The sequence below is a fragment of the Dermacoccus sp. NHGro5 genome (assembly GCF_017565385.1).
Classification (GTDB): Bacteria; Actinomycetota; Actinomycetes; order Actinomycetales; family Dermatophilaceae; genus Dermacoccus; species Dermacoccus nishinomiyaensis.
Map to the genome: position 1 here is coordinate 1 of NZ_JAGEKQ010000016.1, position 13,195 is coordinate 13,195.

A 13,195-nucleotide genomic window follows, 5' to 3' on the forward strand; every position below is an offset into this window, starting at 1 on the left:
GTCGGCTCGGTCGTCGGCGTCGGCGTCGGGGTCGTCGTGGCGCCGGCCTCGAGCGTCACGGGGAAGCTGCCCGTCGTGCCGGATTCCTTGGCCCTCAGCGTGATGACGGCGTCACCGGCGGCGAGGTCGCTCGGGGCGGTGAACGAGATCGTGGCCTCACCGTGGTTGGCCGGGTAGGGCGGGGTGGCGGCGCTCGTCGCGCTGATCGGAAACGTTCCGACCACGTGGCCGGCGATCGAGACCTCGACCGAGGTGTTCGTCGGCGAGTTCTTGCTCGTCATGTCGAAGCCGGAGGCGGTGAACTCGACCTTCTCCCCGGCCTTGACGTTCGTCGGCTGCCCGTGGATCGACAGCGACTGCTTGGCGTACGACGGCTTCACCGGGCTGTGCGCCTTGAGCCACTCGACGAACAGGCCCTGGTCGATGAGACCGGAGTCGGAGATCGGGCCACCCTCGTTGAGGGCGGTGAAGTTGTCGCCGCCGGCCATGAGGAAGGAGTTGGACGCGACGGTGTACTTGGCCGCCGGGTCGATGGGCTTGCCGCCCACCATGACGCTGGTGATGCGCGAGCCCGCGGGCTTGGTCTCGTCGAACGTGTAGGTGACGTTGCTCGACAGGCCCATCTTGAGGAACGGGCGGGAGGCGCCGTCGGGCTGCCACTGCTGCTCGAGGAGCTTGACGAACGTCGCGCCCGAGATCTCACGCGTCGCGACCGTGTTGTTGAACGGCATGACGGCCGCGGCCTGCGCGAACGTCAGGTTGCCCGCGGCGTCGGGGACGAGGTCGGCGCGCACGCCGCCGGGGTTCATGATGCCGATCTCGACGCTGCCCGGGCGACCGGGCGCGTTGAGGGAGTCGACGTAGCTCTGCGCGATGGCGTTCGACAGGTTCGACTCGGCGAGACGGTCGTCGCGCGAGCCGTCGGGCTTGAGCGCCGAGGTGATCGGGCCCGTGGCCTGCGCGATGACCTGCTGACCGATCTGCGCGGCGCGGGCGTTCGCCGAGTCGACGATGGAGGCCGCCGCGGTGTAGGCGGGCAGCGACGCGCAGGCGTCCGTCGGCGCCGTGACCTTGCGGTTGACGACGGAGTACTGCTTCACCTTGCCCGAGGCCTTGTCGTAGCCGAGGTTGAGGATGCCCAGGTTGTGCGCGTAGAAGTCGGTCTGGATGATCGGGCGCGTGCCGTCGCCGTCAGGCATGGGAGCGTCCCAGTCGTACAGCTGGTGGGTGTGGCCGGTGAAGATCGCAGAGACGTTCGCGCTCGTCTTCGTCACGATGTTCTTGAAGACGGGGCTCGCGGATTCCATCTGCTCCAGCGTCGCGCTGCCGCCCTCCGGCGCACCCTCGTGGTACTCGGCGACGACGACGTCGGCCTCACCGTTCGACGGGTCGCCGTCCTTCAGCTTCGCGGCGACACGGTTGACGGCGGCCACGGGGTCACCGAAGTCGATGCTCGCGATGCCGTCGGCGCCGACCATGTTCTTCGTGTCCGTAGTGACGGCACCGACGACGGCGACCTTGACGCCGTTGACGTCGAGCACCTTGTACTCGGGCAGCGCGGGCGTCGTCGTGCCCTTCTCGTAGACGTTGGCACCGAGGTAGGTCCATTGCGCGCGCGACTGGACGTGACCGGTCAGGTCGTCGAAGCCCTTGTCGAACTCGTGGTTGCCGACGGAGGAGACCTGCAGCTTCAGGGCGTTGAGGTAGTCGATCGACGGGTTGTCGTCCTGCGAGGCCGACTCGAACGGCGAACCGCCGACGTTGTCACCGGCCGAGATGAACGCCGAACCCGGGAACTCCTGCTCGGCCGAGGCGACGGTGCAGGCGAAGTCCTTCGTGAAGTGGCCGTGGAAATCGTTGGTGCCGAGCAGCGTGACGGGCGTGAGGTCGGCGTCGAGCGTGGGAACGACGGTGGCGGCGTTCGCGGCAGGCGTCAGGGCACCGGCGAAGGCGAGTGCGAGCACACCGGAGAGGGCACAGGTGCGCGCGATGCGGTTGGTCATGAGGTTCCTCGAGGTTCGAAGTGTTCGGCGGACGCTCGGCCTGGGGCACGTCGCCGCGGGGAAGGACAGCGCCTCATTGTGCGCAGGCTGGCCGCCCCCTGGGTGCCCCCAGCGCCCCCTGCGCGTGATGTTCACCAAGTGTTCGCCTGACGTCGTCGACCACGGGCGAAACCGCGGCGGCGGCCGTCCACCTCACCCACCCCGCCAGGCGGAATAGTTGAAATGTAAACTAGGTTGAACCAGGCAACCGATCGCCAGGAGGATCACATGCCCGCCGTCACCGCAGACACGCTCACGCTGCCGCGCCTCGCCGCACCCGCGGCCACGGCCCGCGAGCGCCGCGTCACCCGTCACGTGGCCGGCCCGAAGGGGTACGAGGGCGAGGGTTTCCCGGTCACGCGCGCCTTCGCCGGCATCGCTCACGACGAGCTCGACCCCTTCGTCCACATGGACGAGATGGGCGCCGTCAACTACGCCCCGGGCGAGCCGAAGGGCACCGACTGGCACCCGCATCGCGGTTTCGAGACCGTCACCTACATCATGGACGGGCGCTTCCAGCACCAAGATTCGCACGGTGGTGGCGGCATGATCGAGAACGGCGCCACCCAGTGGATGACGGCCGGTTCCGGCGTGCTGCACATCGAGACGCCCCCGGCCGAGCTCGTCGTCTCGGGCGGTTTCTTCCACGGCATCCAGCTGTGGGTCAACCTGCCGGCCGCGCAGAAGTTCGCCGACCCGCGATACCAGAACATCGACGGCACGGACTCCGAGCTCGTGACGACGCACGACGGTGCCGCGCTCATCCGCATCATCGCCGGCTCCATCGGCTGCTTCCGCGGCCCGGGCAGCACGCACACGCCGATCACGATGGCACACGCGACGATCCCTGCCGGCGTGCGCGCCGACATCCCGTGGGAGGCGTCCTACAACGGCCTCGTGTTCGTCCTGTCCGGTTCGGGCACCATCGGCAGCACGCCCGCTGACGGTTCGTCGCCCCGGCCCATCTCGGCGGGTCAGACGATCGTCACGAGCGCCGGTGACCTCATGACGCTGACCGCCGACGCCCGCCAGGACGTCGAGACCCCGTCGCTCGAGGTGCTTCTCCTCGGCGGTCGCCCCATCAAGGAACCCGTCGTGCAGTACGGTCCCTTCGTCATGAACACGAAGGCGGAGGTCATGGCGGCGTTCGAGGACTTCCGCTCAGGACGCCTCGGCCGCGTCCCCGCGGACGCCCTGCGCCCCTACCGCGCGACGGAGGAAGAACTGCGCGACGCCGTGGCCGCCATGCCGCACGGAGGCACCATCACGACCCCCTGACCACCGCGCCGCCGTCCCCATCGGCGATTTTCGTCCACCTTCGAGGCCGGCTCGTCGCCCACGACGGGCCGGCCGGCGTCGTCACCCAACCGGCAGAGCGGGCATCTGCATGACGAACCACACCGCGAAGCCGACGGCCAGTGCGAGGGTGACGATCGCGACGACGGCCGTGACCGCGGGCGCCGTCCGAGGGCGTGCGCGCTGACCGCGCGGGGCTGCGATGACCTTCGGCAGCCGCCACACGTAGGCGAGGACGTGCGTCGCGGCGCAGATGATCCACCCCCAGAACGACGCCTCGTGCAGCGTCAGCCAGATCGTGTCCGGTTCGTACAACGTCACGATGCCAGTGCCGATGACGCCCGCAGTGAGCACCACGAGCAGCGGCGCAAGCAGTCGCAGGACGATGAACGGTGGCCCTGACGCGACGTAGCGGCCGTCGCGCGTGTAGTAACGCACGAGCCGGTAGCCGGTGGAGGTCAGCTTGACGAGGACGACGACGCCCGCGGCGATGCCCAGCCCCGCATGCCACTCGATGAGCCCCTCGACGTCGAGCAAGGTGACGCCGACGGCGCCCAGGATGAGGACGAGCGAGGCCCCGAGCGTTGCGGTCAGGCGTGAGTTGGCGACGACGCCGTCGTCCGCGGCGGGCTTGTCGACGCTTTCGGGGCGGAACAGCTCGGCGGGGAAGAGCACCTCGTCGAGCGGTTCGGGCAGGCGATTCATGCGCCGATCATGCGGCCGCGCAGCGAGATGCGCCAACCAGTGCAGGCAAACCTGAGCTCGCCACCTCGTGCTCACTGCGGCGACACAGAACCCGCCCCGCGAAGCTGCCTGCCCGTTATCCACGCCCGCGGGGTCGATATCCATCGCGAGGCTATCGCGAAGCTGCGATGCTGAGCGGACGAGAACGGCGCTGACGCGCCCCGAGACCGAACCCGAGTTCAAGGAGAGATGACGATGACGCACGGTGAGCGGGCATGAAACTGCGTCCTCTGCGCCACCGTTCGGCAGGCCGCGCAATCACCTCACTTCCCGGCGCGGTCACGCGCCCTGCAATCGCTCGCCTCGCGACGACGCGCCCCTCGGCCGCGGCATACGTCGTCGTCGCTGCGACGACCAGCCTCGGGGCTCTGTTGCCCGACGATCGCCTCCACGCCGTCACCAAGCATCTCGTCGCACCGCTCGCCGCGCTCGACGTCGCGACTCGCCCGGGGGCGTGGATCCCGCGTCGCCGTCGTACCACCGGCACGCTGCTCGTCGCCCTCACCGGCTCGGCCATCGGCGACCACCTCATGCTCGCCGAGTCGCGCAGCGAGGGCGCGGCGGCTCGCCGTCATCTGCGTCGCGGCGCGGCCGCATTCGGTGTACAGCAGCTCGGCCTGCTCACCGTCATGCGCACGCGCGGCCAGCGCTTCACGCCGCGCACGATCGCAGTCGGCGTGACGACGCTCGCCGCGCTCGCCGTGGTCGATCACGTTGCCGCCCGGCGCGATTCCGTCTCGTCGATCGTGCCGGACGACAGCGCTCCGAGCGCCGCTCACAACCCGGACGCCGCCAGGGTTCAGCCGCGCGCCGCCGAGCCGCGCACGCCCGACGCGCCATCGTCCGCACTGCCCGACCCTGTCGTCGCGACCTACGGGGCGCTCCTCGTCGCCATGGCCATGCTCGCCCAGGACGACGCCCGTACCGCCCGTGGCGGGGCCATCTTCCTCACGAGCGACGCCCTCATCGTCACCCGACAACTGCTGCCGCACAGCAGGCTGCGGCGCGTCGCCGACACCGCCGTCATGGCGACGTACACCGCGGCGCTCGCGATGCTCGTCGACGCGTTGGCCGCCGACGACATCACTCCCGCGCGATGTCACCGCGGGTGATAATGCAGGCATGGCTCTGCAGATCGACTACTTCGCCGCCGCGTCCGACGAGGAGGCCGCGGCGCTCGTCAACCTCGAGACGGGCGTGCGCTCGATCCCGTTCGACGACGAATCCGACGCTCCGGCAGTCGAATACGACGTCGTCCCCTCCCAGGTCGTCGATCCGGGCCTCGCGCTCGGCTACCTCAACGAGCTGTTGACGGGCGTGCCCGTCGAGGAGTTCGTGACGAACGGCTGGCCCGCGCTCGTCGCGACGAGTGACGACGAGCAGAAGTTCGTCCTGCAGGTCGACCCGGGCTTCGTCGCGCTCATGTCGACGCGCGAGGGGCCGTTCGACGACCTCGCCGCCCAATGGGCCGCCGTCGAAGCACCCGAGGACGCCGACGAGTGGGACGCCGACCCGCGTGAACTCGGCGAGTTCCTGGCCCAGTTCGTCGCGCTCGCGCTGACGGCCGGCGACGAGGGCAAGCACGTCTACTGCTGGCTGTGGCCCTGACGGGTCTGGGTGCTCGCCGGCCCGGCGCCGCAGGAGACGCCCGCCGGATGGCAGGTAACTCACACGTAGGCGCGCAACTGCGTGCCTCCCTGTTCGCCAGTCGCCATCCTGCATCACGCGAGGCCACCCCAGCGCGTCTTGCGAGGCCGCCGCGCCGCATCACGCGCAGCGATCACCCCGCAAGATCCTCCCGCGACAGCGCACGGTAGGCGTGCCAGGCCGGTTCCTCGTACGGGTGCGCGGCGAGCATGGCGTCGAGCGCCCGCACGGCGTCGCGCCGCGGACACACGACTTCGATGCGCTGCTCCTGCACGACCTCGGGGCGCCCTACGGCGCCGATGTGGGGCTGCGCGCCGGCGAGCGGTTCGAAGCGCCCTTCGCCGGTGACGCTGAACGAGCACGCCCGGTAGTCGCCGATCGCACCCGCCCCGGCCCGCGCCGCAGCATCACGCACCGCGTCGACGTGGCTGAGAGGGGAGAACACGACGATGACGACGAGGTCGTCGCGGCCGCCCGCACCCCCGCCACCCGCGCCGAGGTACTGGCCCCCACGCCGGACGGCGCGCGCCCAGCGCGTCTCATGCACCGTCGATCACCCGAACAGGACGGCTGCCTCGTCCCACTGCTTGCGCGGGACGGTCTTGAGCTCCTTCGTCGCCTCGGCCATCGGCACCGTCACGATGTCGATGCCCGAGAGCGCCACCATCTGACCCCACTTGCGCTGCATGACGGCGTCGATGGCGGCGTGCCCGAAGCGCGTGGCCAGCACGCGGTCGTAGGCCGTCGGCACACCGCCGCGCTGCAGGTGGCCGAGCGTCGCGGCGCGCGTCTCGATGCCGGTTGAGCGTTCGATGAGCGGTGCGAGCGCCTCACCGATGCCACCGAGGCGCGGGCGTCCGGCGGCATCGAGGCCGCGTTCGGCCGCGATGTCCTCGAGTTCGCCCTTGTCGTTCTTCAGCTGGAACCCCTCGGACACGACGACGACGGGTGCACGCCCGCGCGCCTGCGTCAGCAGTACCCATTCGGTGATCTGCGCGAGCGTCACCGACACCTCGGGGATGAGGATGGCGTGGGCGCCGCTCGCGAGCCCGGCGTGCAGTGCGATCCAGCCGACGTGACGGCCCATGACCTCGACGACCATGCAGCGGTGGTGCGCCTCCGTCGTCGTGCGCAGTCGGTCGATCGACTCGGTCGCGATGGAGACGGCGGTGTCGAAACCGAAGGTGTAGTCGGTGCCCGACAGGTCGTTGTCGATGGTCTTCGGCACGCCGACGACGGGCAGCCCGTCAGCGGCGAGACGCGCGGCACCCGACAGCGTGCCCTCGCCTCCGATCGCAATGATCCCCTCCATGCCGTGCCGTTCCATGACGGCGCGGATCGCGTCGGGGCCTCCGACGCCGTCGATGCCGTTGTAGGGGTGCGTTCGGGAGGTGCCGAGGATGGTGCCCCCCTCCTTGGACAGCCCACGCACGCGACGGCGTGGAAGGGAGAACACGTCGTCGACGATGAGGCCGCGCCACCCGTCACGGATGCCGGCGAACTCCTGCTCATAGATCTTGTCGCCCTTCATCACCGCGCCACGGATGACGGCGTTGAGGCCGGGGCAGTCGCCGCCAGAGGTCAGGATGCCGATGCTCATGCGCCTAGTTTCTCCCATGCGCGGCGGCAGGGGGCACCCGCACCGCCGGGTGGGACGTCGCGTCTCTCCCTACGGACGAGTAGACCCGCAGCCATGTGGATGGGACGGCAGCCGGCGCGACGCATCGCGCGTGCGCGGGGGACACCCGTCGGGAGGAGCGTTGCCCATTACGATGAGGTGTCACCACACCTCGACGGCAGGATCCGTGAGCATGACGCGCCCCGACGACACGACGCCTCAAGCCCCTGTTCCCACCGAGCCGGAGGCTGCGGAGCCAGAGCCATCCGGAACCCGCGACCCGTTGCTGCGTGGCGATCTGGCTCCCGCGCCGCGCACACTCGTCGACATCCTGCGCGCGAGCGTCGCCGCGCACCCGGACGACCCGGCCGTCGACAACGGCCAGGACGTGCTGACGTACGCCGAATTCGCCCAGGCCGCAGAGCAGTTCGCCGACGCCCTGCACGAGCTGGGCATCGGTTCGGGTGAGCGCATCGGCATCCGCATCCCGTCGGGAACCCTTGATCTGTACGTCGCGATCGCGGGGACGCTCGTCGCGGGCTGCGCGTACGTGCCGGTCGACTTCGACGACCCCGACGAGCGCGCCGACACCGTCTTCGGCGAGGCCGACGTCGCCGCCATCATCGGCAAGGACCTCGTCATCAGCCCCCGCGCGCCGCACGCCGACGACGCCGCGGCGCATGACGACGTGCGCACCGGCGACCCTGCCCTCACCGACGACGCGTGGATCATCTTCACCTCGGGTTCGACGGGCAAGCCGAAGGGCGTGGCCGTCACGCATCGCAACGCTGCGGCGTTCGTCGACGCCGAGGCCAACCTGTTCCTGCAGAACGCACCCATCGCGCCGGGTGATCGCGTCATGGCGGGTCTGTCCGTCGCGTTCGACGCGAGCTGCGAGGAGATGTGGCTCGCGTGGCGCTACGGTGCCTGCCTCGTGCCCGCACCGCGCAGCCTGGTGAAGTCGGGCATGGATCTGGGGCCGTGGCTGACGGCGAACGACATCACGATCATCTCGACGGTGCCGACGCTCGTCGCGCTGTGGCCGCACGAGGCGATCAAGGACGTCCGCCTCGTCATCCTCGGCGGCGAGGCGTGCCCGCCCGAGATCGGTGCCCGTCTCGCGACCGAGGCCCGCGAGGTGTGGAATACCTACGGCCCGACGGAGGCGACCGTCGTCGCCTGCGCCGCGCAGCTGACGGGTGAGCCACCCGTGCGCATCGGCTTGCCCCTCGACGGGTGGGATCTCGCCGTCGTCGACTCCGAGGGCAACCCCGTGCCGCAGGGTGAGGCGGGCGAGCTCATCATCGGCGGCGTCGGCCTCGCGCGCTACCTCGATCCGGCCAAGGACGCGGAGAAGTACGCGCCGATGCCGACGCTCGGGTGGGATCGCGCGTACCGAAGCGGCGACATCGTCGTCAACGATCCGATCGGTCTGACGTTCCAAGGCCGCGCCGACGACCAGATCAAACTCAACGGCCGACGCATCGAGCTCGGCGAGGTCGACTCCGCGCTGCTGCAACTGCCGCACGTCAGTGGTGCGGCTGCGGCGGTGCGTACCTCGGAGACGGGCAACAAGCTGCTCGTCGGCTACCTCACCGTCAAGGACGGCTTCGACCGCAAGGCCGCCACCGCGCACCTGCGCGAGACGATGCCCGCGGCGCTCGTGCCGCAGCTCGCCGTCGTCGACACGCTGCCGACGCGCACCTCCGGCAAGATCGACCGCGATGCGCTGCCATGGCCCCTCGAGATCCCGATGGGTGACGGCGACGGCGAGACGTTCACGGGCACGGCGGCGCGGCTGCAGGAGCTGTTCGCCAGCATCCTGGGCACTCCCCCGACGTCGCCGGACGACAACTTCTTCGACCTCGGCGGCGGCTCGCTGACGGCGGCGCAGCTCGTCGCGCGGCTGCGTGAGACGAACCCGGAGATCACCGTCGCCGACGTCTACGAGGCGAACTCGATCACCGAACTCGCCGCGACGATCGACCAGATGTCCTCTCCCACCGGGCGATTGAACGACAACGTCGTCAAGGTGCGCCGCAGCACGCAGACGTTGCAGGTCGTCGCGTCGCTCGCTGTACGCCAGTTCTCGGCGCTGCGTTGGCTGACGTGGTTGGGTGCCGGCGCGAACCTCGCGCACGCCTCCGGCATGACGTGGGTGCCGACGCTGAGCTGGTGGTGGATCCTCGTGGGCTGGGTGCTGTTCGTCGCCCCGCCGGGGCGGATGCTGCTGGCCGCCGGATTCGCCCGCACCATCCTCGCGGGGGTGACGCCGGGCGCGTACAGCCGCGGTGGACGCACCCACCTGCGCGTCTGGCTCGCCGAACGCATCGCCGACGAACTGGGCGCCACCAACCTCGCCGGTGCGCCGCTCGTCAAGTTCTACGGCCGCCTGCTCGGCTGCGACATCAAGAAGCACGTCGACCTGCACAGCCTGCCGCCCGTCACCGGCTTCCTCACGCTCGGCAAGGGCTGCTCGATCGAGCCCGAGGTGGAGCTGCGCGGGCACTGGATCGACGGTGACACGTTCCATCTCGGACGCATCGAGGTCGGACCGAACGCCCGCGTCGGCACGCGCTCGACGCTGCTGCCCGGCGCCCGCGTCGGCAAGCGCGCGGAGATCGCTCCCGGTTCGGGCGTGTTCGGTCGGGTGCCCGCCGATCAGCTCTGGTCCGGGGCGCCTGCCGAGCACATCGGCACCGCACGCGGCCCGTGGGACGAGCAGGCGCCGCCGAACAAGCCGATCTGGCTCGTCGCGTACGGCGCGACGGGCATCGCCGCGTCGCTCATCCCATCGGTGGGTTCGGCGGCCGGGCTGGCCGTGCTGTGGCCCTGGCTGCGTCACGCCGACTCGGTCGCGGACATCGCCCGCATCGGCGCGATCGGCGTCATCCCGGCGACGCTCGTCGGTTTCGTCGTCACGGCACTCGTCATCCTGGCTGCGGTGCGCGCCCTCGGCCGCGGCCTCGTCGCCGGCCACCACCCGATTCACGGCGGTCAGGGCTGGCGCGCGTGGACGACAATGCGCATCCTCGACGAGGCCCGCACCTGGCTGTTCCCGCTCTACTCGAGCACGCTGACGCCTAATTGGCTGCGCGCGCTCGGCGCGAAGATCGGACGTGAGGTCGAGGCCTCGACCGTGCTCATGCTGCCGAAGATGGCGGACGTCGGCGAGGGCGCGTTCCTCGCCGACGACACCCTCGTCGCCAACTACGAACTCGGCGGCGGCTGGATTCGCATCGCGCCCGTCAAGGTCGGCAAGGGTGCCTTCATCGGCAACTCGGGCATGGCCGCGCCCGGGCGCAAGGTGCCGAAGCGCGGCCTCGTCGCCGTACTGTCGGCCGCGCCCGCACGCGGGGCGGCGAAGAAGGGCACGAGCTGGCTCGGCTCGCCGCCGCAACGTCTGCGCCGCCAGGCCGGTGAGACGGACGCCTCCCGTACCACCGCGCCGCCGACAAAGCTGCGTGTCGCGCGCGCCGTCGTCGAGGCGCTGCGGATCATCCCGCAGTCGCTGCACTCGGCGCTCATCGCCGGTGCAGCGCTGACGATGCTGTGGGTCGCCGACACGCACTCGTGGTGGCTGGCGGCGCTGACGGCAGGATTCGTGCTCGTCGGCTTCGGCGCGCTCGGCGGGGCGTCCGCCGTCATCGCGAAGTGGCTACTGGTCGGGCGCCTGCGCGTCACCGAATACCCGCTGTGGAGTTCGTTCGTGTGGCGCAACGAACTCGCCGACACGTTCACCGAGGTCGTCGCCGCGCCCTGGCTCATCCGCGCCAACGGCGGCACGCCGGTGCTCAACCTGTGGCTGCGCGCGATGGGAGCGAAGATCGGCCACGGCGTGTGGTGCGAGACGTACTGGTTGCCCGAAGCCGACCTCATCCGCCTCGGCGACGGCGCCTGCGTCAACTCGGGTTGTGTCGTGCAGACTCATCTGTTCCACGACCGCATCCTCGCGATGGACACCGTCACCCTCGGCGCCGGCGCGACGCTCGGCCCGAACAGCGTCGTCCTGCCCGCCGCGAAGATCGGCACGCACGCGACCGTCGGGCCGACGTCCCTCGTCATGCGCGGCGAGAGCGTGCCTGACAAGACCCGCTGGCTCGGCAATCCCATCGGCCCGTGGATCGAGGACGAGAACCCCGCCGACGCCCGCCGCGACGGCGGCGAGATGGAAACCGACGCCGTCGCGCACGATGACGAAGCGGCGCGCACTTCGCAGGGCGCGACCCACGTCGAGTTCCACGACGAACCGTCCTCACCGGTAGCATCCGACGAACACCCCGGCGACGGGCAGCCCGTCACGAACGGCGCCTCCTTCGAGGGACGCGACGCCACGCCGACCGCACGACCCGAAAGCGATTCCTGATGTTCAGCAGCACTCCGAGCGGCGGCGCCGACCCCTACGTCCCGGGTCACGGCGATCTGGCGTTCGGCGTCGATTCCTACGATCTGACCCTCGACTACACGCCCGCCGGTAACCGTCTCGACGCCACGGCCGTGCTCGCCTGCCGCATCGTCGACGACGTGCCGGAGGCCTCGCTCGACGACGGCGGGGTGCGCCGGATCGAACTCGACCTGCATCACCGGCTCAAGGTCGCGAAGCTGACGGTGTCGGGCGCGAAGATGGCGCGGTTCGGCCAGGAGCGTTCGCGGCTGTTCATCCGGTTCGCGCAGCCGCTCGCGCCGGGCGCGCGCTTCACCGTCACCGTCGCCTACAAGGGTTCGCCCGGTCCGATGCGCGGGCCCGATGGCGACGCGGGCTGGGAGGAGCTGGAGAACGGCGTCATCGTCGCGTCGCAGCCCCACGGTTCGCCGACGTGGTTCCCGTGCAACGACCGTGCCGCGGACAAGGCCGTCTACCGCTTCGCCGTGACGACGGATGCCGAGTACCACGTCGTCGCCAACGGCACCCTGCTGCGCCGCCGTCACACGGGCCGACGTGCGACGTGGACGTACGAGTGCACAGCACCCATGTCTCCGTACCTGGCGACGTTGCAGATCGGGCCGTACCAGACCCGTCAGATCCAGGCGAAGCCGACGGACGTCCGCCTCGTGTTCCCGCCTCGTCTGCGTGAGCCGGTCCGAGAGGCGTTCTCCGACCAGCTGCACATGATCGATTTCTTCTCCTCGCGCTTCGGCGCGTACCCCTTCGCCTCGTACACGGCCGTCATCACCGACGACCCGCTCGAGATCCCCCTCGAGTCGCAGACGTTGTCGACGTTCGGCTCGAACTTCGCGAACCGCGGCTGGGACGCACAGCGCCTCATCGCGCACGAACTCGCGCACCAGTGGTTCGGCAACGCCGTGACGGCGGCGTCGTGGGAGGACATCTGGCTCCACGAGGGCTTCGCCTGCTACAGCGAGTGGCTGTGGAGCGAGGAGATCCATCTCGGGAGCGCCGACCAGCGGGCGCGCGAGGCGTGGCTGCGCCTGTCGCGGCTGCCGCAGGATCTGCGCCTGCACGATCCGGGCCCGAAGGACATGTTCGACGACCGCGTCTACAAGCGCGGAGCGCTGACGCTGCACGCCCTGCGCCTGACGATGGGTGACGCCGCGTTCTTCACGCTGCTGCAGCGATGGGTGGCCGAGAACATCGGCAAGACGGTGACGACGCAGCAGTTCGCTCGGCTCGCGGACGAGGTGGCTGCCGCAGCCGGCATCGAACCCGTGGGCGCCCTCATCGCCGAGTGGCTCGAGACCCTCCCCCTGCCGCAGCTGCCTGGGCCAGGCTCCACGCGCGTCTGACCCGCTCGAGCCATTGAATGTGGACAAGAATCGCAAGTGTGGACAGGAATCGCAGATGGGTACGCGGCGCCGCCACCGAAGCGATCCAGGTCACACCAGATGG

General features: G+C 70.3%; 9 protein-coding genes. 5 read left to right on the forward strand and 4 right to left on the reverse strand.

Annotated elements, in window-relative coordinates; translation table 11 throughout:
* Window positions 1-2,003: bifunctional UDP-sugar hydrolase/5'-nucleotidase (locus tag J4Z35_RS08045; RefSeq protein WP_208065486.1), on the reverse strand; the 2,003-nt coding region annotated here is incomplete at its 3' end.
* 267 nt (window positions 2,004-2,270) lie between these two features.
* Between J4Z35_RS08045 and J4Z35_RS08050 the strand changes: the two genes are divergently transcribed.
* On the forward strand, window positions 2,271-3,320 hold the full coding sequence (locus tag J4Z35_RS08050; RefSeq protein ID WP_074040579.1) for a pirin family protein: 1,050 nt from the start codon (window positions 2,271-2,273) through the stop codon (window positions 3,318-3,320).
* 81 nt (window positions 3,321-3,401) lie between these two features.
* Here the strand turns inward: J4Z35_RS08050 and J4Z35_RS08055 are convergent, their stop codons facing one another.
* Complete coding sequence (locus tag J4Z35_RS08055) at window positions 3,402-4,043, reverse strand: hypothetical protein (RefSeq protein ID WP_074040580.1); 642 nt, start codon at window positions 4,041-4,043, stop codon at window positions 3,402-3,404.
* Between the two features lie 254 nt (window positions 4,044-4,297).
* Between J4Z35_RS08055 and J4Z35_RS08060 the strand changes: the two genes are divergently transcribed.
* The gene (locus tag J4Z35_RS08060; protein ID WP_074040581.1) at window positions 4,298-5,194 is read left to right on the forward strand and encodes a lysoplasmalogenase family protein; all 897 of its coding nucleotides are present in this window, start codon (window positions 4,298-4,300) and stop codon (window positions 5,192-5,194) included.
* Window positions 5,195-5,204: 10 nt separating this feature from the next.
* Window positions 5,205-5,690: a hypothetical protein gene (locus J4Z35_RS08065; protein WP_074040582.1), complete on the forward strand. Its 486-nt coding sequence runs from the start codon at window positions 5,205-5,207 to the stop codon at window positions 5,688-5,690.
* Between the two features lie 172 nt (window positions 5,691-5,862).
* Here J4Z35_RS08065 and J4Z35_RS08070 read toward each other — a convergent pair whose 3' ends face one another.
* Together J4Z35_RS08070 and J4Z35_RS08075 are read right to left on the reverse strand one after the other, a co-directional pair.
* Entirely contained in the window at window positions 5,863-6,276 is a 414-nt protein-coding gene (locus J4Z35_RS08070; protein WP_083603919.1) for a hypothetical protein, read from the reverse strand.
* Between the two features lie 6 nt (window positions 6,277-6,282).
* Complete coding sequence (locus J4Z35_RS08075; RefSeq protein WP_006945748.1) at window positions 6,283-7,329, reverse strand: ATP-dependent 6-phosphofructokinase; 1,047 nt, start codon at window positions 7,327-7,329, stop codon at window positions 6,283-6,285.
* 211 nt (window positions 7,330-7,540) lie between these two features.
* Here J4Z35_RS08075 and J4Z35_RS08080 point away from each other — a divergent pair, with 211 nt between their 5' ends.
* Window positions 7,541-11,713, forward strand: coding sequence for a Pls/PosA family non-ribosomal peptide synthetase (locus J4Z35_RS08080; protein ID WP_208065487.1), 4,173 nt, complete (start codon window positions 7,541-7,543; stop codon window positions 11,711-11,713).
* Entirely contained in the window at window positions 11,713-13,092 is a 1,380-nt protein-coding gene (locus J4Z35_RS08085) for a M1 family metallopeptidase (RefSeq protein ID WP_208065488.1), read from the forward strand. Before J4Z35_RS08080 ends, J4Z35_RS08085 begins: the two co-directional genes overlap by 1 nt.
* Window positions 13,093-13,195: the final 103 nt, after the last annotated feature.

Bases quoted from the DNA above. Each gene is read 5' to 3' on its own strand.
- J4Z35_RS08050 (WP_074040579.1), top strand. From the start codon at position 2,271: ATGCCCGCCGTCACCGCAGACACGCTCACGCTGCCGCGCCTCGCCGCA.
- J4Z35_RS08060 (WP_074040581.1), top strand. From the start codon at position 4,298: ATGAAACTGCGTCCTCTGCGCCACCGTTCGGCAGGCCGCGCAATCACC.
- J4Z35_RS08055 (WP_074040580.1), bottom strand. From the start codon at position 4,043: ATGAATCGCCTGCCCGAACCGCTCGACGAGGTGCTCTTCCCCGCCGAG.
- J4Z35_RS08085 (WP_208065488.1), top strand. From the start codon at position 11,713: ATGTTCAGCAGCACTCCGAGCGGCGGCGCCGACCCCTACGTCCCGGGT.
- J4Z35_RS08065 (WP_074040582.1), top strand. From the start codon at position 5,205: ATGGCTCTGCAGATCGACTACTTCGCCGCCGCGTCCGACGAGGAGGCC.
- J4Z35_RS08080 (WP_208065487.1), top strand. From the start codon at position 7,541: ATGACGCGCCCCGACGACACGACGCCTCAAGCCCCTGTTCCCACCGAG.
- J4Z35_RS08075 (WP_006945748.1), bottom strand. From the start codon at position 7,329: ATGAGCATCGGCATCCTGACCTCTGGCGGCGACTGCCCCGGCCTCAAC.